19 protein-coding genes and 1 tRNA gene are annotated in these 18,324 nt (G+C 51.8%); 11 read left to right on the plus strand and 9 right to left on the minus strand.

The genetic code is table 11. From position 1 onward, the window contains the following. Positions 1–31: 31 nt before the first annotated feature. The 8 genes from IT971_RS10210 to IT971_RS10245 form a co-directional block, all read right to left on the minus strand. On the minus strand, positions 32–1,171 hold the full coding sequence (locus IT971_RS10210) for a succinylglutamate desuccinylase/aspartoacylase family protein (RefSeq protein ID WP_063094151.1): 1,140 nt from the start codon (positions 1,169–1,171) through the stop codon (positions 32–34). A gap of 130 nt (positions 1,172–1,301) precedes the next feature. Next, positions 1,302–2,048 (minus strand): ABC transporter permease, encoded by a 747-nt coding sequence (locus IT971_RS10215; protein WP_063094152.1) that lies wholly within the window; start codon positions 2,046–2,048, stop codon positions 1,302–1,304. Positions 2,049–2,051: 3 nt separating this feature from the next. Then, a complete protein-coding gene (locus IT971_RS10220) occupies positions 2,052–2,744 on the minus strand; it encodes an ABC transporter permease (RefSeq protein ID WP_037992577.1) in 693 nt (230 codons plus the stop codon). Between the two features lie 88 nt (positions 2,745–2,832). After that, positions 2,833–3,630 (minus strand): lysine/arginine/ornithine ABC transporter substrate-binding protein, encoded by a 798-nt coding sequence (locus IT971_RS10225; protein ID WP_063094154.1) that lies wholly within the window; start codon positions 3,628–3,630, stop codon positions 2,833–2,835. Between the two features lie 84 nt (positions 3,631–3,714). After that, positions 3,715–4,476: an ATP-binding cassette domain-containing protein gene (locus IT971_RS10230; protein ID WP_199486234.1), complete on the minus strand. Its 762-nt coding sequence runs from the start codon at positions 4,474–4,476 to the stop codon at positions 3,715–3,717. A gap of 250 nt (positions 4,477–4,726) precedes the next feature. Continuing rightward, a complete protein-coding gene (locus IT971_RS10235) occupies positions 4,727–4,909 on the minus strand; it encodes a hypothetical protein (RefSeq protein WP_063094156.1) in 183 nt (60 codons plus the stop codon). Next, positions 4,906–6,849, minus strand: a complete 1,944-nt coding sequence (locus IT971_RS10240) for a methyl-accepting chemotaxis protein (protein ID WP_063094157.1) — start codon at positions 6,847–6,849, stop codon at positions 4,906–4,908. The genes IT971_RS10235 and IT971_RS10240 overlap by 4 nt, the downstream gene beginning before the upstream one ends. A 218-nt stretch (positions 6,850–7,067) precedes the next feature. Then, positions 7,068–7,157 (minus strand) — tRNA-Ser (locus IT971_RS10245). Between the two features lie 259 nt (positions 7,158–7,416). Here IT971_RS10245 and IT971_RS10250 point away from each other — a divergent pair. From IT971_RS10250 to IT971_RS10285, 8 genes are all read left to right on the plus strand, one after another. Continuing rightward, positions 7,417–8,424 carry a lytic transglycosylase domain-containing protein gene (locus IT971_RS10250; RefSeq protein WP_063094159.1) on the plus strand — a complete coding sequence of 336 codons (1,008 nt, stop codon included), beginning with the start codon at positions 7,417–7,419 and terminating at the stop codon, positions 8,422–8,424. 51 nt (positions 8,425–8,475) lie between these two features. Then, positions 8,476–9,546, plus strand: a complete 1,071-nt coding sequence (locus tag IT971_RS10255; RefSeq protein WP_037992582.1) for a septal ring lytic transglycosylase RlpA family protein — start codon at positions 8,476–8,478, stop codon at positions 9,544–9,546. Positions 9,547–9,669: 123 nt separating this feature from the next. After that, a complete protein-coding gene (locus IT971_RS10260) occupies positions 9,670–10,842 on the plus strand; it encodes a D-alanyl-D-alanine carboxypeptidase family protein (protein WP_063092008.1) in 1,173 nt (390 codons plus the stop codon). A gap of 5 nt (positions 10,843–10,847) precedes the next feature. Beyond that, positions 10,848–11,498, plus strand: a complete 651-nt coding sequence (gene tmk, locus IT971_RS10265) for a dTMP kinase (RefSeq protein WP_063092007.1) — start codon at positions 10,848–10,850, stop codon at positions 11,496–11,498. Continuing rightward, a complete protein-coding gene (locus tag IT971_RS10270; RefSeq protein WP_063092006.1) occupies positions 11,498–12,601 on the plus strand; it encodes a DNA polymerase III subunit delta' in 1,104 nt (367 codons plus the stop codon). Before tmk ends, IT971_RS10270 begins: the two co-directional genes overlap by 1 nt. Positions 12,602–12,687: 86 nt before the next feature. Further along, entirely contained in the window at positions 12,688–14,253 is a 1,566-nt protein-coding gene (metG, locus tag IT971_RS10275) for a methionine--tRNA ligase (RefSeq protein WP_063092030.1), read from the plus strand. Then, positions 14,250–15,068, plus strand: coding sequence for a TatD family hydrolase (locus IT971_RS10280; protein ID WP_063092005.1), 819 nt, complete (start codon positions 14,250–14,252; stop codon positions 15,066–15,068). Before metG ends, IT971_RS10280 begins: the two co-directional genes overlap by 4 nt. After that, entirely contained in the window at positions 15,065–15,838 is a 774-nt protein-coding gene (locus IT971_RS10285) for an MBL fold metallo-hydrolase (protein WP_063092004.1), read from the plus strand. The genes IT971_RS10280 and IT971_RS10285 overlap by 4 nt, the downstream gene beginning before the upstream one ends. Before the next feature lie 148 nt (positions 15,839–15,986). On the opposite strand, the gene IT971_RS10290 is transcribed toward IT971_RS10285, so the two are convergent. Then, positions 15,987–16,280, minus strand: a complete 294-nt coding sequence (locus IT971_RS10290; protein WP_063092003.1) for a hypothetical protein — start codon at positions 16,278–16,280, stop codon at positions 15,987–15,989. Between the two features lie 624 nt (positions 16,281–16,904). Between IT971_RS10290 and IT971_RS10295 the strand changes: the two genes are divergently transcribed. The 3 genes from IT971_RS10295 (at position 16,905) to IT971_RS10305 (ending at position 18,294) form a co-directional block, all read left to right on the plus strand. After that, complete coding sequence (locus IT971_RS10295; RefSeq protein WP_063092001.1) at positions 16,905–17,285, plus strand: DUF736 family protein; 381 nt, start codon at positions 16,905–16,907, stop codon at positions 17,283–17,285. Further along, positions 17,275–17,664 (plus strand): hypothetical protein, encoded by a 390-nt coding sequence (locus tag IT971_RS10300; RefSeq protein ID WP_063092000.1) that lies wholly within the window; start codon positions 17,275–17,277, stop codon positions 17,662–17,664. The genes IT971_RS10295 and IT971_RS10300 overlap by 11 nt, the downstream gene beginning before the upstream one ends. A 369-nt stretch (positions 17,665–18,033) precedes the next feature. Further along, positions 18,034–18,294 carry a hypothetical protein gene (locus tag IT971_RS10305; RefSeq protein ID WP_139190023.1) on the plus strand — a complete coding sequence of 87 codons (261 nt, stop codon included), beginning with the start codon at positions 18,034–18,036 and terminating at the stop codon, positions 18,292–18,294. Positions 18,295–18,324 lie beyond the last annotated feature (30 nt).

The raw sequence follows: 18,324 nt of genomic DNA on the forward strand, positions 1-18,324 counted from the left end.
GAACTCTTGCTATCGCGTCCCGTAAAGAAGGTCAACGTGCGGTCAAAAGAAGCCCTTCGCGACCAGGCAATGCTTTGGGCCCTGCGACAGAGCAAAGCAAACCGCCGGGGACCACAAGACGCCCACCGACACGTGCGTACATGAAACCGTCTGTACGACTGGAAAACGGTGTTTTGTCACCTGTTTCGCAATCAAGAACATAGCCCAGTTCCTGACCTGCTTTTACATGGACACCGGCATCGACGGAAAACACGATCATCCCGCCATGGGTTGCCGTTACGCGATCAACACCTGCAAGCGGTGTGGCCGTGCATTTTGCCTGGGGCAGGGGGCCGGGATCACCTGCGATAACGCCACGACGTTGCAGGAATGCAAACAGGTTCTTTGCATCCTGACTGGCAAGGTGATCATAAACGTCCTGTTCGCCGCGCAATTCAATTGTTGTTGAGAGCGTTGCCATTGGGATAGGGAACTTGTCACCATAGACACGACGCAGTTCGACCCACGGGCGGCTGAAAGCTTCGTCGAACGGGTTCGCACCGCTTTCCTCGGCGATCAGACATGCTTCCGCACCAATTTGGGCAGAGAGGTCTGCTGCATCAGGCCAGCTGGAATCGCTCGTGTAAAGGTGTATTGCAGCTTCCCAGTCGCAATGCAGGTCAAGAACATAGTCCGCATCAATTGCCAGTTCCGCCAGCGTCAGACGCAAATCCTCAAGATCGGTCAAGGGCCCGGCATTAACGCGATGCTCTTTGATCAGTCGGCGAAGTTCGACACGCACACATTCGACGTTGGCATCGGGATCCTGACCAAGTTTCCCATCAACAACCGCAATAAGTTCCTTGCACAGGTCAGGATAGTGCCGGTTGAAGTTCTGGCCGGTGCGCATTTCAAAGCGACCAAGCGGCTTCATGTCAACATATTGGGTGAAACCGATCGGGTTGGCGAATGGCACAACAACGATTTCCCCCTTGATCTGGTTGTTTTCTTCGGCCGTTTTCAGAAGAATTTCCAAATGGTGCAGGGCGATAACACCGGGTAGTTCATCGGCATGTAGTGCTGCCTGAAGATAAGCTTTCGGTCCTTTGCCTTGGGTGCCGTAGCGACGGACGGTAAGCGCGCGGGCAGTACCCATTTGGGGGCGAATCAGTTCAATGCGTTCTTGTTGCATGATATTCCTGTGGGAGTTGGTGGTGGCATTATCAACAGCACTTGCAAACTACTGGGTTGCTTGGCTGGCTGGGGCGCGTAGCCCCGAGCGATGCTTATCTTCGCTCGAGGGGCAGGCACAAAAGGCTGGATCAAATATGTCCGCCAGCTTTGGCCGGAAGGGATTTGTTTTCTTTCCGTTTTTCGTTTCGGCGAAGGTGCTTCTCGATCCCCTTGAAGCCAAAGGTGAGAACGTAAACAATGATCAGGTAGATCACACCGGCCGAAATAAAGGCTTCATATGGCAATGCAGTGCGAGCAACAATTTTGCGCGCGGCTCCGGTTAGTTCCATCATTGTCACCGTTGACGCCAGTGACGTTGCCTTAAGCGTGAAAATTACATCGTTGGTGTAGGCGGGCCAGATAATCTGCCACATACGCGGGAAGATGATCCGGCGATAAATGGTGGCGGGGGCCATTCCGCACGCGCGCGCCGCCTCAATCTCGCCATTCGGAACGTTCTGGATGCCGCCACGCATGATCTCGGCCATATAAGCCGCCGTGTTAAGAACAAACGTCAACAGACAGTACCAGTAAGGATCACGCAGATACGTCCAGGACCAGTGATCCTGAATACCATCAATGCTGGCGATCAACTGCCCGCAGCCATAATACATCATGAACAGCTGTGCAATTAGCGGCGTGCCGCGAAACACATAAATAAAGGCAAACGGAAGAGCCTGAACCCAGATCAGCTTTGACACCCGCGCAATCGCAAGCGGAATGGCAAGCAAGGTGCCAAAAACAACCGAAACGACAAGCAATTGCAGGGTCAGAAGGAAGCCCTGCCAAAGCCATGCATCGTACTTGGTAAGGACGTATATCAGATCTTCAAACATCGATCACGCCCTCGCAATGCCGCGGGAAGCCCGCTTTTCAAGTCGATTGAAGACAAATAGCGATACGGTGGTAAAGGCCAGAAACATTGCCATGGCGACCAGATAAAACGTAAAGGGCGCTTTTTCTGTACCTGCACCGACCGCGGCCTTGCGCAGAATTTCCTCGACGCCCACGACGGATATCAATGCCGTATCCTTGATCAGAACCTGAAACAGATTGTTAAGGCCGGGCAGGGCAAAACGCCAGAGCTGCGGCAATTTGATGCGAATGAATATCTGCGTAGGAGTCATGCCGCATGCGGTTGCCGCTTCTATCTGGCCAAGTGGAATGGACTGCATTGCAGCCCGGAATACCTCGGATGCAAAGGCCCCCTGAACAAGCGCAAGGGCAGCAACCCCCGACCAAAATGCAGGAATGTCAACGCGAACCGCCTCACCGCCGATCAGTTCGGCGAGGTTCTGAATGGCAATAGTACCGCCAAAATAGATCAATAAAATAACCAGAAGTTCGGGAATACCGCGAATAATAACGGTATAACTTTCCCCGATGATCCGAAGGGCCTTGTAACGCGACAGCTTTGCCGATGCGCCCAGCAAACCCAGAATAATCATGAATGGTAGCACGGTCAGGCAAAGCTGGACCGTCACAAGTCCACCTTCAAGCATCTGCCAACCGCGGCCGTATAAATCAAACATGCTATCTCCTGCAAACCTTCATGCCGCGCCAATATGGGGGCAATAAGGAAGGGCGGCACATTAAGTGCCGCCCTAAACTGCCTTCCGATCAATTCGGGTGCAGGTTGATTTCTTCGAAGTATTTTTTGTTGATTTCCTGATACGAACCGTTGGCAAGCATTTCTGCCAGTGCCTTGTTCAGGATCTCTTTCAGCTCCTGGTCTTCTTTACGGATACCGATACCAGTACCTTCGCCAAAGAATTCTTTAGGCGCAAAGGTATCGGAAATAAACGCATAGCCTTTGCCCGCATCCGATTTGACCCATTCAACCAGCACGCCGGAATCAGCAAGCGTCGCATCAATACGACCTGCTGTCAGATCGAGCAGCGCGTTGTCCTGCGTGTCGTACATGCGAATTTCCGCATTCGGGAAATTGTCTTCAAGGAAGGCCGAATGGGTGGTCGAACGCTGAACGCCAATGACCAGACCATCCAGCGCATCTTCAACTACAGCATCGTCTTTCCATGCCGTGACAGACATTCCTTCCTTGCCAACAAACACAGCCGGTGTGGTGCTGTAATAGTTGGTGAAATCGATCGAACGTTTGCGCTCTTCGGTGATCGACATCTGGGCGATGATTGCATCATATTTTTTCGCCAGCAGCCCCGGAATGATCCCGTCCCAATCCTGAGCTACGATCTCGCATTCGATGCCAGCGGTTTCGCAAAGTTTTACAGCGAAATCGACATCAAATCCCTGCAGGTTGCCGTCTTTGTCGACATAGTTGAACGGAGGGTATGCACCTTCGGTTGCGATGACGACTTTTTCCCAGGCTGCACTTGCTGCCGATGCACTCAGTGCGACACCCACGGCTGCAGCGGTTGCAACCTTGATCCAGTTTTTCATTCATAGTCTCCCTTGTTGTTGAGAACAGGCCGTGTCGACACTGTCCTTGTCGGAAGGTTCTTTAAGGGAACCGTCCTTTCCAGATCAGAAATCTCGCTGAAGGAATTGCTTCATGCGCTCTGATTTTGGATTTTCGAAAACTTCTTTCGGGGCACCAAACTCTTCGACCCGTCCCTGATGAAGATACATAACGTGGCTTGATACGCCTTTGGCAAATCCCATCTCGTGGGTTACAACGAGCATGGTTCGGCCTTCTTCGGCAAGGCCCGTCATAACGTGCAGAACCTCGCCAACCAATTCGGGGTCAAGAGCCGATGTCGGTTCGTCAAACAGCAGAACTTCGGGCTCTATCGCCAAAGCACGGGCAATGGCAGCGCGTTGTTGCTGTCCGCCGGAAATATGGCCGGGATAATAGTCGCGGCGTTCATACATCCCTACTTTGTGAAGCAGTGCATCAGCACGTTCTATTGCTTCTTTTTTGGGAATGCCAAGAACATGCACCGGTGCTTCGATCACGTTTTCAAGAATGGTCAGATGGCTCCAAAGATTGAAGCTTTGAAAGACCATGGCCAATTTGGTGCGAATGCGTTGAAGCTGTTTCTTATCGGCGGGCTCCTGACTTCCGTCTTTCAGGCCGCGCATTTTGATCAGTTCGCCGTGGACATGCACGGCACCGGAATTCGGTGTTTCAAGAAGGTTGATACAACGCAAAAAGGTACTTTTGCCAGAACCGGACGAACCGATGATCGAAATCACGTCACCGGTATTCGCGGTCAGATCAATACCTTTGAGGACTTCATGCTCCCCAAAGCTTTTGAACATCCCTTCGACCTTTAGGGCGGGTATGTTTGTGCTCATATCGAGATAAAAAGTCCCCTGTTGAAAGTTCTTGTTGTGTCGGGCCAGTCCGATCCGCATCAAATCGATGCTTCACCCCTTTGGACAATCCCAATCACATTTTCCCCTGAATAATTGCCTGTCTGGGCACCGTAATTCTACTGATTTTTTGCAGTTATATGAAGAAAACGGTCGTCACGGCATTATATTTGGTCGGGCTTTGGAAAGCTTGGCAAATATACTGCTGTGCCAAGTGGTTTTACGCAATAAAAATTCCCGCCATTGCCAAGGCCACCGAATCACCCATGGATCTGCTGTAAATTTTTGCACCTAAATCTTGGCGATTTGATTTTCGACCATTTTTACGGCAGCCAAATGGCAAATTAAAAGCCTGCACGATGATCAACACACGATGCCGGGACCAATTATGACGAAGGGTCAATTATCGCGAACCGTTTTAAGGAAGCCAATCACTTCCTGGCGAAGCTTTCCAGCCAAAGCCTGCATTTCATTTGACGACTGCAAAAGGGCACGGGCCTCGTCACTGACCATGGTAGAAGCATCGGAAACCGCCAATACGTTCCGCGAAACATCCTGCGTTCCCGATGCGGCTCGTTGCACGCTATCTGCAATTTCCTGTGTCGCAGCTCCCTGTTGCTCAACAGCCGCGGCGATCGCATTGCAGAACTCGTTAATCCGTTCGATTGTTGTGGTGATATCGCCGATCTCTGTTACCGAGCGGGTAGACGAGGACTGTATGCCATGGACCTGCGTCTGAATGTCGCCGGTCGCCTTGTCTGTCTGATTGGCAAGAGATTTGACCTCGCCGGCGACAACGGCAAAACCTTTGCCAGCATCTCCGGCGCGGGCAGCTTCGATGGTGGCGTTCAGGGCCAAAAGGTTTGTCTGCCCTGCAATATCTTGAATTAGGCCGACAACCTTTCCAATCCGTTCTGCTGCATCGGCAAGCTCCGTAATCGTCTGGCTGGTATTCTTCACACCGTTAACTGCCATGCTCGCAACCTGGATCGATTGCGTAACTTGCGCTGCGATTTCCCTGATGGCAGCAGATAATTCCTCGGTAGCGGATGCGACGGTCTGAACGCTTTCAGTCGTCTCGGCTGCGGCTTTGGAAACGGCAGCTGCCCGCATATTGGATTCATCGGCACTTGCTGTCAGCTGTTTGGCAACATGCTGGGTCTGCTCGGACGCATGTGCGACAGTTTCAACGATCGAAAGGACATTTTTCTCGAAACTGTCTGCCATTTGGTTGAGTGCGCGTCTGCGTTCCTCCGCCAGCCGTTTTGTGGCGGTCTCGTTCTCTTTGGCAAGGCGTTCCATTTCGATAGCATTGTCCTTGAATACAACAACAGCAGCAGCCATTGAACCGATTTCATCCTTGAGTTCGGTACCCGGTACTTCTACGCTGCGATCACCACTTGCAAGGCGTGTCATGGCATCTGTCATGCTCAGAACGGGTCTCGATACCCATTGGCGTACCAAAATCCCCAGAAGTCCCATTATGGCAAGGACCGCGATAATGGCTGTGATAGCGGATGTCTGCCGGAAGTTTGTCAGTGACAGGTAAGCAAGGTCACGGTCGATGGCAAAGCCAAGGTACCAGCTTACGGCAGGCAGACCTTCAACCTTGAAGAAAGTGAAAATTTGATCACCACTTCCATTCAGGACGTCATCCATGCCTTCCTGAACAGTCGGGGTACTCTCCGGAAAGGCTTCTGCAATTGGTTTGAGGGTTAAATTGGTATCAGGATGGATCAGGATAGTTCCCTGATCGTTAACCAGAAATCCGTACCCGATCCTGCCCAGATCAACGCTCCGCACCAGTTCCCCCAAGGTGGTGATGTCAATATCTCCCCCTACGACGCCAACGATTTTCCCATCAGAAGAAACCGGTGTAGTCGCTGTCACAATCAGCTTTCCAGTTGAGGCATCCGTATAAGGTTCGGTAAGCGTACTGCCACCTGCGGTAACTGCGTCCGAATACCATGGTCGTTTACGTGGATCGTAATCGGCAGGCAGTTCGTCCGGTGGAAACATCAGCATTTCTCCAGATGCACTGCCAAAATACGAGAACATGAATGTATTGGCGAGGGCAGGGCCGCTGACCAGATCCTTCACACTGTCACTGTCATTCTTCCGGGCAATATTTTGCCCAAGGCTCTCTACCAGCAACTTTCGGCCCTCAATCCAATTTGCGATCCCGGTTGTTGCCAGAGAACCCGTTTCAATCAGCTTGGATTGAAGTGAATCCTGAATTGCAGATCTTTGTTGAAGGTCGAAATACAGAATGAATGCCACAAATGTGGTCACAACAATCAGTGCCGCTGCCAAAAGAATACGGCTGCCAATATTCAGTGACATCAGGTTTTCTCCGCTGATACGCTCCACCCTGTTTTATCAGGTTGGCATCATGTACCCCGGTTACAAGAGAACTTAAGCACCCCAAACATTAGTAAAAGGCGCGTGATTTTATCTGGCTTAATCGTGTGATTGAACTGAACCGACTCATGCGTGCGAACAAACGCGATGACAAACACTTGTCTTAGCGCTGTTCAAAATTCGGCTAATAATAAGGGAGGTGGCGGAGAGACAGGGATTCGAACCCTGGGTACCCGTAAAGGCACGCCGGTTTTCAAGACCGGTGCATTCAACCACTCTGCCATCTCTCCGCATTGTGGTGGCGGTTATCGCCCTGCGAGCTCTCAATAAATTGCCGGGATGCACCTGTCAATATGCCAGTGTCGGCTTTGTTAAATTTCTTAGGGGGGTAATTTACGTTCAGGCATACTCGAGACATTTAACAAGTCTTAACGTGTAAGACGGTATCAGCATTATGAAGCGCACAAAATGAGTGCAGATACAAAGATGACTGGATCCCCTGTCAAATTGATTGGGAATTTTAAATTGAACCGGCACGAGGCGAGCAAAATGAATTATCGGACCATCGGGACTGTAGCGTCAATTATTAGCATGCTCGTGACGGCTTCACCTGTTCTTGCTCAAGCCAATACCGATGAATTACCGGCCTTTACGACCGAGGGTTTTGATGCGTGGCTGGCTGATTTCAAAAAGGATGCCGCGTCAAAGGGCATTTCCCAATCTACATTGGATGTTGCCTTTGCAAACACACAGCCGATCCCGAAAGTTATCGAGTATGATCGCAGCCAGCCGGAATTCAAACTGACCTTCGAACAGTATTTACAGCGTGTGGTCCCGCAGTCTCGAATAGACGAGGGACGCCGCAAATATGAAGAGAACCGTACCGTCATTGATGCTGCTGCCAAGAAATACGGTGTTCCGGGGCATTACCTGACGGCGTTCTGGGGAATTGAAACCGGGTTTGGACGTCATACTGGCGGATATTCGGTTGTTGACTCGCTCGCGACCCTCGCATTTGAAGGTCGGCGCGCAGAATATTTCCGCACGGAACTGATCAATGCACTTAAAATCATTGATGCAGGACATATCGCGGCTGAAAAGATGGAAGGGTCCTGGGCCGGTGCCATGGGGCAGGCGCAATTTATGCCCTCTACCTTCCTGAATTATGCGCGCGATGGAAATGGCGATGGAAAGATTGATCTTTGGGGCGCCAAGGAAGACGTGTTTGCCTCTGCTGCGAATTATCTGTCTACCGTTGGCTGGAAAACGGATGAACGCTGGGGCCGCAAGGTCAGCATTCCCGAAAATCTTGATAAATCAATGACAGGGCGCGAAATTCGCAAACCGATCAGCGAATGGCAGAAGATTGGTGTGCGGATGCCCGACGGTTCCAGCCTGCCATCAGCCGATATGGAAGCCGCAATTGTCATTGTAAATGACGGTGTCGGACCTGCTTATATGGTTTATAACAATTTCCACACCATTATGCATTGGAACCGATCTACCTATTTTGCAATTGCAGTTGGCACACTTGCTGATGCGATTGCGGGTCGCTAATTATTCTGGATTTATCAAATACAGGTTCAATATCTGGACGGGGACAACTGAATGCCGAGAAACGCGCGCAAGGCGCTTGTACAGGGCTGGAACAAAGGCCGTTGGGCTGCTGGTGCACTTGCCATGACCGTTTTATTGGCCGGTTGTGCTGAAACGCAACTTGCTGTCCATGGCGTCAAACGTATTGGAGGCTCCCAACAGCAGGCACCAGTGCAAGTTGGCTCTTACAAAATTGGCAATCCTTACGAGATAGCAGGGCAATGGTATTACCCGGCGGCCGATTACGAGTACAAGGAAACCGGTATTGCGTCCTGGTATGGCCCGAAATTCCATGGCAAGAAGACCGCGAATGGCGAAATCTTTGACCAGTACGAGGTATCTGCAGCCCACCGTACACTTCCAATGCCAAGTGTGGTGCGTGTGACCAATCTTGAAAACGGACGCTCGCTTAAGGTGCGCATCAACGATCGCGGACCGTTTGCGCATAGCCGTATCATTGATATGTCACGCCGCGCCGCCCAGCTTCTTGGGTTCGAGCAAAAAGGAACGGCCAAGGTTCTGGTTGAAGTGATCGAAGATGAGAGCCGGCAGATGGCTGCAATTGCGCAGGGTAAGGCTGCGCCTGCTGTGACAGTCGCAGAACAGCAGACTGTTTCCGCAGCCCCCCGCGATACGGTGGAGACGGTTCAGCTTGATAATGACGGGCCGATTACGGACAGCGGGGAACCAACGAAGTCGACCATCAGGTTAACGCCACCAGTTGAGAAGAGAGCAACCACACAATCTGTTGAGCAAACCGCACTTGACGGTACGGTTGATGAGGGTGCAGTCGTCAGGGTTGAGCCTGTTTCACCGTCTTCAATCTATGTGCAGGCGGGTGCGTTTTCTGTTTATGACAATGCCCTTAACCTTCGTAACCGCCTGTATGACATGGCACCAAGCAAAATAGAGCCGGTTGACGTAAAGGGAACCACCTTTTACCGCGTTCGCCTTGGACCGTTAAATACCGTTCCGGAAGCAGACATTTTGCTCGAGCGGGTCATTGCCACGGGGCAAAATGGTGCAAAAGTTGTCGTCGAATGCGCCGATGGCGCTTTGCAAAGCAGCGTTTCAGGTTGCTAGGAATTTGTCGAAAAGTCGAAGCGGTTGCACAATTTTGCCGGATTTGCGACATAGAGACCGATCTTTGTCCGCCGCAGCAACGGCGGTACGATTTTTGAATTTAAAGAATAAGGTTAGGACGTTATGAGTTTGATGCCGCCAATTCCGTTCAAGACAAAACTGAACCGGGTAGTGGCCGGGGCCGCAATATTCGGCTCGGCCATGGCGATATCCCTGACCAGTGTGCAGGCACTCGAAACAACTGCACGCGAAGCCTATCTGATGGATTACGACACCGGTACGGTCTTGCTTGACAAGAATGGTGACGCGCTTACCGAACCGGCATCAATGACCAAAATGATGACAGTTCATATGCTGTTTGATCGCATCAAAAGTGGCAGCGTATCGCTTGATGACACGTTTCATGTTAGCGAAAAAGCATGGCGCAAGGGCGGATCGAAAATGTTCGTCGAGGTAAACTCCGATGTTTCGATCAACGATTTGCTGCATGGCATTATTGTTCAATCGGGAAATGATGCCGCCATTGTCGTCGCCGAAGGACTGGCTGGAACCGAAGAAGCCTTTGCTGAGGAAATGACTGCCGAAGCCCGCAAAATCGGTATGACAAAATCCGTGTTTAAAAACGCAACCGGCTGGCCAGATGAAAGCCATCTGGTCACGGTGCACGATCTCGCTATTCTTGCACGCGACACCATCCGGAATTTTCCCGAGCTTTATGAGCTCTATGCCGTCAAGGAATTCACGTATAACGGTATTCGCCAGCCAAACAGGAATCCGCTTTTGGGCACCAGTGCCGGCGTGGATGGCATGAAAACCGGTCACACTGAAACGGCTGGCTATGGCTTGACCGCGACAGCAGAACGTGATGGTCGACGCCTTATTCTTGTGGTGAATGGTCTGGGTTCCGTACGTGAACGCCGGACAGAGTCCCAAAAATTGCTCGATTGGGGCTTCCGTGAATTTGACAATTACGACCTGTTTGATTCCGGTGAAGTTGTCAGCTCAGCCAACGTCTGGCTTGGTTCTGAAGCAAAAGTCGATCTGGTCACCGATCAGGACATTCTTTTGACTCTGCCGCGCACCAATCGTGACGACATGAAAGTTTCGGTCGTTTACGAAGGCCCAATTCCGGCTCCGATTGCTGCAGGACAGCAGGTTGCAACGCTTAAGGTCGAACTTCCGGGCGGAGAGCCGCATGAATTCCCGCTTTACGCGGCAACCGAAGTTGATCGCCTTGGCTTTATTGGTCGCATCGGTGCGGCAATCAAATACCTGCTTTGGGGAGCAAACGGGTGAGTGTGATGCCCGGTTTATTCATCAGCTTTGAAGGTGGTGAAGGCAGTGGCAAAACAACCCAGATACGTCGGCTTGAGAGCTGGTTCAGTCAGCGCGGACGCGCCGTTGTCGTAACCCGAGAACCCGGCGGTTCACCGGGAGCTGAGGAAATCAGAAATCTTTTGCTCACCGGCGACCCGGGACGTTGGGATGCCGTGACGGAGGCGTTGCTGATGTTTGCATCGCGTCGCGACCATGTTGAACGCACCATTCGCCCTGCACTTGGCGAAGGCAAGGTAGTGCTGTGTGATCGCTTTGCCGATTCCTCAGTCGCCTATCAGGGATATGGTCATGGTCTTGGCGCAGAATATATCCGCAATCTTTGGCACGTCGCGATTGGCGATTTCAAACCTGATCTGACACTGATTTTTGATCTACCGGTTGATGTCGGTCTGAAACGGGCGGGGGCTAGATTTGCCAATGTTAGTGCGGCAGAAGACCGCTTTGAGCGTATGGGATCAGATTTCCATCAACGGCTTAGACAGGGCTTTATCGATATTGCCCGTGAAAATCCGGAACGCTGTAAAATTATCGACGCCGACAGTGACATCGATACCGTTTCCGAACGCATGATTTCGGCGGTTTCTTCCAGATTATCCGCGCAGGGGACCGGATAATGGCTGTTGATGATCAGGAAGAAAATGGTACTTTCCCAACGCCCCGCCGCAATGGCCATTTCGTAGGTCATGACGACGCTGAAAAGACCATTCTGGACGCTTGGAACAGTAAACGCATGCATCATGCATGGTTGTTATGCGGCCCCCGCGGGGTCGGCAAGGCAACACTCGCCTATCGTATGGCGCGTTTCGTTCTTTCTGATGGTAATGAACAGGGCGGTGGGTTGTTTGGAGATGCTCCCGAAGGACTACATGTTGATCCTGAAAACCCTGTTTTCCGTCGCATTGCAGGGGGTGGGCATGGCGATCTCAAGGTTATTGAACGCCAGTATGACGAAAAGAAAAAGCGTCTGCAGGGGGAAATTACCGTTGATAGCGTTCGTACGGTTGGCAATTTCATGTCAAAAACCGCTGCCGAAGGCGGCTGGCGGATTGTCATTGTCGATGCTGCCGATGAATTGAACCGGAACGCGGCCAATGCGATTCTCAAGGTTCTTGAAGAACCGCCTGCGAACGCAATGATGATCCTGGTTGCGCATCAACCCGGCAAGCTTTTGCCGACGATCCGATCGCGCTGTCGCCGTCTTAATCTTGGTGTTCTTGAAGACCATCAGGTGATCGATCTTCTGGGGCGCTATTGCCCGGACCTTGATCTTGATGACCGGGATGCGTTGTCTGGTTTGGCAGAAGGCAGTATTGGCCGGGCATTGCAACTGCACGATGTTGGCGGGCTTGAGTTTTATACCGAAATGGTCCGTTTACTCGCGGCATTGCCGGATGCGGACGTGCTGGCACAGCATAAATTTTCAGAACGGTTTTCCCCGGCGGATCGTGATGCCGCCTTTGCCACGGTGACGAACCTCCTGCATTGGTGGCTCGGTCGTCTGATACGCTTTGCGGCAACAGGGCAGGCGCCGCGCGAAGTGATTGCAGGGGAATTGCCCGCGATGCAGCGCATGGCCGCTGCGCAACCGCTTGATCAATGGATTGAGGTGTGGGAAAAGATCAGCGAACTGATGAGTGCCACGCGTGGTTTGCATCTTGATCGCAAACAGGCTCTGCTCAATGCGTTCTTCATGCTTGAAGAAACCATGCGAAACTGAAAAAAGCACCAATCAACCGGAATTATGACCATAACGGCCCATTTCGGGCCGTTTTGTTTCACGACTTGCGCGAAGGATTTGCGATCATGACCGGGCACAAACAGCCCTATTACATCACAACACCGATCTATTACGTTAATGACAAGCCGCATATAGGACATGCCTATACCACGCTTGCCTGCGACGTTCTGGCCCGCTTCAAGCGCCTGGACGGTTATGACGTGATGTTCCTGACCGGCACCGATGAACATGGCCAGAAGGTCGACAAATCGGCTGCGGCCAAGGGGATCGATCCGCAAACCTTTACCGATCAGGTCTCGCAGAATTTTCGCGATCTTGCCGTTCATATGAATTATTCAAATGACGATTTCATTCGCACGACCGAAGAACGCCACAAGAAAGCCTGTCAGGCACTCTGGAACACATTGCTTGAAAAGGGCGAAATTTATCTTGGCTCTTATGACGGTTGGTATTCCGTTCGCGATGAGGCGTTCTACGGCGAGAAGGAACTGATTGAAAAGGATGGGGAAAAGGTTGCACCAACCGGTGCCCCCGTCGAGTGGGTTTCCGAGCCCAGCTATTTCTTCAAGCTGTCCGCCTGGGGCGATCGCTTGCTGAAATTCTATGACGACAATCCCGATTTCATTGCGCCACAGTCACGCCGTAACGAGGTGATCAGCTTTGTAAAGGGTGGCATGCATGATTTGTCGGTATCGCGGACCAGCTTTAAATGGGGCGTACCGGTACCGGGCGACGAAGATCATGTCATGTATGTCTGGCTTGACGCGTTGACCAACTATCTGACCGCGATCGGTTATCCGGATGCGGATCCGGCGAAACTTGCAAAGTTCTGGCCTGCAGATCTGCATATGGTTGGCAAGGATATCCTTAGGTTCCATGCGGTTTACTGGCCAGCATTCCTTTTGGCCGCCGGGATCAATCCGCCGAAACGGGTCTTTGCGCATGGCTGGTGGACCAATGAGGGGCAGAAAATCTCTAAATCGCTTGGAAATGTGATTGATCCCTACGACCTTACAGATCGGTATGGTTTGGATCAGACACGTTATTTCCTGCTGCGCGAAGTTCCTTTCGGTAACGACGGTGACTTCTCGCATCGTTCGATGGTCAACCGCATGAATAGCGAGCTGGCCAACGATCTTGGCAATATGTGCCAGCGCGTCCTTTCGATGATCCACAAGAATTGCAACGCTTCTGTCCCGACCGCAGGTGACTTTACCGAGGCTGATCTGGCCATCCTTGGCAAGGCCTATGGCATGCTTGATAACGTTCGCCCACTATTTGATGCACAGGCATTTCATAAAGGCATCGAAGCAATTTGGGAATTGGTTGGTGACGCGAACCGCTACGTCGATGAAATGGCTCCTTGGGGCTTGAAGAAGACCAACCCGGCGCGTATGGAAACTGTCCTGTATGTCCTGGCCGAAGTCATTCGTCATGTCGGTATTCTGGTACAGCCGTTGATGCCCGCATCTGCTGCCAAAATCCTTGACCAGCTTGTTCTACCGCTTGATCAGCGCGGATTTGAACAGCTTGGCGCAGATCACGCCCTGGTCGCAGGCGCCAAACTGCCAAAGCCGGAAGGCGTATTCCCGCGCTATGTCGAAGCCGAAGACGAAGGAGAGAAGGCATGAATGTCGCACTTGTCGACAGCCACTGCCATCTGGACTATCCCCAGTTTTCCGAAGACCTTCCGGGCACAATTGAACGTGCCCGGAATGCTGGTGTCGGTATGATGGTTAGTATCGGCGTCAAGCTTTCGACTTTCGAAAATGTTCGCGCCGTCGCTGCCAAAGCTGACCACATTTACTGCACGGTAGGTGTCCACCCGCACGAGGCGGGCGAGGAGGGGCTTTCATCACCTGATCGCCTGATCGAAATGGCATCCGATCCGAAGATTATCGGTATCGGCGAAAGCGGCCTTGATTATTATTACGATCATGCCCCCCGCGAAGCACAGCGCCAAAGCTTTCGCGCCCATATTGCCGCATGTCGCGAAACCGGTCTGCCATTGATTGTCCACACACGTGACGCAGACGACGACACGATGGATATCCTTGAAGAGGAATATGAAAAGGGGCCGTTTACTGGTGTCATTCATTGCTTTTCAAGTTCGGCGACACTGGCGCAACGTGCCTTGAAGATTGGTTTTTATATCTCGTGCTCCGGGATTATTACCTTCAATTCCGCAAAAGAAATCCAGGCAGCGGTCGCTGATGTTCCGCTTGACCGTTTGCTTGTGGAAACCGATGCGCCATATCTGGCACCAGTCCCGAAGCGCGGTAAACCAAACGAACCAAGCTATGTCGCACATACAGCGGCAAAACTTGCTCAGATCAAGGGCGTTGATGTTCATGAAATAGCCCGGATAACCAGCGATAATTTCTTCACACTATTCAAGAAAGCTGATCGCAAGAATCTTCTGTCCCCGGAGGCGGGCGAACAGTGACAAAAATCACCATTCTGGGCTGCGGATCATCAAACGGTGTCCCATCCGTTGGCTTGGGATGGGGAAAATGCAATCCGAAAAATCCGAAAAACCGTCGTCTGAGAAGTTCAATCCTGATCGAGCAGGCAGGTAAAAAAATCCTTGTCGATGTGACACCGGATTTTCGTGAACAGGCATTGCGCCATGACATCAATCATGTTGATGCGGTGCTGTTCACACATGCACATGCTGATCATGTCCATGGCATAGATGAGCTTCGCTGGATCAATGTCGCGATGCATCGACCGATCAATATTTACGCGTCTGCCGAAACCATCTCCGACATTGATCATCGTTTTGCCTATGTGTTTGAACCATTGGCCAACGGCACAGACTTTTATTACAAACCTGTGCTGATCCCGCATGTAATATCCGGGCCGTTTGAAGCGGCAGGGGTTCCGATAACCGTTTTCCTTCAGGATCACGGTTACGGTGAAACACTTGGCTTCAAAGTTGGGAAATTTGCCTATTCAACGGACGTGGTCAATTTCCCGGAAGAATCTCGAGAACATCTTTACGGGCTGGATGTCTGGGTTGTTGATTGCCTTCGTCATAAACCGCATGCGACGCACGCACATCTTGAAAAAGCGTTGCAGTGGGTTGAGGAATTCAAACCCAAACAAACTTACTTCACGCACATGAGCATTCTTTTTGATTACGATGAAGCAATGGCAGATACGCCGGATCATGTCGCGCCAGCGTATGATGGGCTGGTTATTGATCTGGATTGAAGGTCGGAAAGGTTGTTCGTTCTCCTATATCACAAAGTTCTATAATATATATTAGCCGCAAATCATGTGTTAATCCGTTGCTATCCTGTTCGCTACTCTAGGGTAGGGCGCAAAATCACGTAGGATATACACAAAGGTAGGATTGCGATCAGGCCGCAATCCCGTCCATTGCTTTGTGAATATTGTCATGCATCTTAATATAATAAGTCTCGGCGTCCGTTCCTTTGGTGCGCCAGTAATTGAGGTCTAGTAAAGCCTCAAATGGATCATTGCCGCCAAGCAAGGCTAACTTGATCATTATTTCATCACCGGGCAGGCCATGCCCGCGATGATAACGCGTCATGTTGATGCTATTGATGCCAAGTTCGCGGGCGACCGCATTGTTCGAATGCAGGTTTGAATGCCGTCTGGCGTCGTCAATGTAACCGCTGATTGATTTCATCGCTCATATCTCCGTTTCCCGCAAAGATTGTATCTCCAAAAAAACCCATTTGACAACATACGGGGAGTTGTGGAGTTCTATTTGCAAGTTGCATAGTGATACTGTGCAATGTGCGATCCGTACCCATAGGGGCACCCCGTTTCCCAAAGCTCGGTGCCCCGTCCGGTACAGAGGATCGCCGGACAAAGGGAAACGAAGATGACGCAATTAGAGCAAGATCAGGGCATTACGTCCGGGCCGTGCATATCCCCTTCAAAAAAAACCAGTTCGGCGCGTATGCGTTCTTTCCGGGCACTGGCCCAAAGGACAAGCGTTGCGCCGACTGCATGTATTGCCGCGATCCCGAAAAGAAGCCGACCTGCAATATGGTTGCGGCCTTTCCGGGCCGGTACAAGTCGGGGCCGATAAAGTCGGGTTCGGCAAGCTGCAAGTATTTCCGGCAGCGATAGCAGTTTCGCCCGTGTGAGGCTGGGGAGCCAAAATTCACGGGGGTTTGGAAGGGGCTTCTGCCTCTCCACAAGTGGGGAAGGTGGTTTTTGTCAAAATTCTGCCTTCCCCTTCTAAACCTCAAGAAAACCCTCTGCGCGAAGCGCCAATTTCCACATTCCACGAGGATGACGAACGATGAACCAGCTTAAATTTTCCGATGATCGCAAGCATGCATCCGGGCAGTTCTCGACGCTGCATTTCGGCCTTGATATTGAAATTCATGCCATTGATGGCAATTGGGATAAAGGCAAGCCGCCAGTCGGCACCGGCAAAGAGCCGGGGCGTCCGGCCTATGATGTGTTCGGCGCTGGCCGGGGTGGCGCGGTCAAGCTGGGCGCGGCATGGCTCAAAACCATTCAGAACGGCCCGAACACAGGGAAGCAGTTCCTTACCATGTCACTTGATGATCCCAGCTTCCCATCAGCGTTGAACCTGTCGGCGTTCGAAGGTGACGCGCCGGGTATCTATAATCTGAAATGGGAGCGCCCGCGTCAGGCGACCCAAGATGCCGCATAAGGGCAACGAGCAAGCCGGGGTTAACGCCCCGGCCTTTCGTATTCCAGACGGTTTTTCGCATGAGACAATGCCGATTTTTGGCGGTGCGTTCTCTCATGCGAAACACTGTTTCGTGGAATGGTCAGAAGATGGCGAGGAATACGCGGCTTTTCTGCCGACTGATCGCGCTTTCGACTGTCTGGCGGCATGTGAAGCCATGATGAAGGCTAAGAACCCGCCGATAGAGAGCGCGGAAATCTGGCCTATGTGCCGGTCTGTCACCAAAGGAAACCTTGACCGCCTTTGGAAGCAGGTGCGGCGGCTGCGTGAGCCGGGAAATCAGAAAACATGGTCAATCGAGTTTGCCCGGTTCGGGTATGGCGGAGGGTTTGAACGATAATGGGTGGTTGTCTTTTTACAGGTCCGGCAGGAAGTCAAAACAGCGCGAAAATTGTTTACCCGTCCGCGTGGGTGCTTGTTGATATTGACTTGAAAACTGGCGATGTCGCCGGGGTTGTGGGGCCGTTTTTCTCTGAATTTGAGGCGGATAATTTTGACCGGCAACGTGCTCAGGTGCGGTCCTTCCGTCGGACGCATAAGACGCGGATTTTTTCCGTGACATCACCATACGACGAAATGCGGAAAGGATGCGAACGATGAGCGGCGTAACGATAATTGCCTTTTTCGTTGGTGTTGTGATCGGTGCGGCGGTTGTTGCTGCCGTGTTCGCGGGCATCATTGATGGCTGGTTTAACAACTGAGGTGAAACATGGGTAACGGAATGGATGCACTGAGCCGGGAAGAACGCGAAGAAATGCGCGGTAATCGCTTTCCTGAATGTTGGTGCGTAATGGTTTCTCGGTCCAAAACCAGTTGGGGCTGGGGTGTTGTCGTTGTTTACGGGCCGGTTGCGCGGCAAGGCGCAGAGGCGCTTGAAAAGGTTTTGACTGGCGCGGGATTTTTGGCAGAAGCGGTCAAGATGTCAGGGCACACCGTTGATATTGCCGATTTGAGGAAACTGGTTGATTGACGGGCGAAGGGGGCATTTTTGTATCACGCC

The organism is Thalassospira sp. B30-1 (assembly GCF_015767575.1).
Taxonomy (GTDB): Bacteria; Pseudomonadota; Alphaproteobacteria; order Rhodospirillales; family Thalassospiraceae; genus Thalassospira; species Thalassospira xiamenensis.

Bases quoted from the DNA above. Each gene is read 5' to 3' on its own strand.
- IT971_RS10210 (WP_063094151.1), bottom strand. From the start codon at position 1,171: ATGCAACAAGAACGCATTGAACTGATTCGCCCCCAAATGGGTACTGCC.
- IT971_RS10215 (WP_063094152.1), bottom strand. From the start codon at position 2,048: ATGTTTGAAGATCTGATATACGTCCTTACCAAGTACGATGCATGGCTT.
- IT971_RS10220 (WP_037992577.1), bottom strand. From the start codon at position 2,744: ATGTTTGATTTATACGGCCGCGGTTGGCAGATGCTTGAAGGTGGACTT.
- IT971_RS10225 (WP_063094154.1), bottom strand. From the start codon at position 3,630: ATGAAAAACTGGATCAAGGTTGCAACCGCTGCAGCCGTGGGTGTCGCA.
- IT971_RS10240 (WP_063094157.1), bottom strand. From the start codon at position 6,849: ATGTCACTGAATATTGGCAGCCGTATTCTTTTGGCAGCGGCACTGATT.
- IT971_RS10250 (WP_063094159.1), top strand. From the start codon at position 7,417: ATGAATTATCGGACCATCGGGACTGTAGCGTCAATTATTAGCATGCTC.
- IT971_RS10255 (WP_037992582.1), top strand. From the start codon at position 8,476: ATGCCGAGAAACGCGCGCAAGGCGCTTGTACAGGGCTGGAACAAAGGC.
- IT971_RS10260 (WP_063092008.1), top strand. From the start codon at position 9,670: ATGAGTTTGATGCCGCCAATTCCGTTCAAGACAAAACTGAACCGGGTA.
- tmk (WP_063092007.1), top strand. From the start codon at position 10,848: ATGCCCGGTTTATTCATCAGCTTTGAAGGTGGTGAAGGCAGTGGCAAA.
- IT971_RS10270 (WP_063092006.1), top strand. From the start codon at position 11,498: ATGGCTGTTGATGATCAGGAAGAAAATGGTACTTTCCCAACGCCCCGC.
- metG (WP_063092030.1), top strand. From the start codon at position 12,688: ATGACCGGGCACAAACAGCCCTATTACATCACAACACCGATCTATTAC.
- IT971_RS10280 (WP_063092005.1), top strand. From the start codon at position 14,250: ATGAATGTCGCACTTGTCGACAGCCACTGCCATCTGGACTATCCCCAG.
- IT971_RS10290 (WP_063092003.1), bottom strand. From the start codon at position 16,280: ATGAAATCAATCAGCGGTTACATTGACGACGCCAGACGGCATTCAAAC.
- IT971_RS10295 (WP_063092001.1), top strand. From the start codon at position 16,905: ATGAACCAGCTTAAATTTTCCGATGATCGCAAGCATGCATCCGGGCAG.
- IT971_RS10300 (WP_063092000.1), top strand. From the start codon at position 17,275: ATGCCGCATAAGGGCAACGAGCAAGCCGGGGTTAACGCCCCGGCCTTT.
- IT971_RS10305 (WP_139190023.1), top strand. From the start codon at position 18,034: ATGGGTAACGGAATGGATGCACTGAGCCGGGAAGAACGCGAAGAAATG.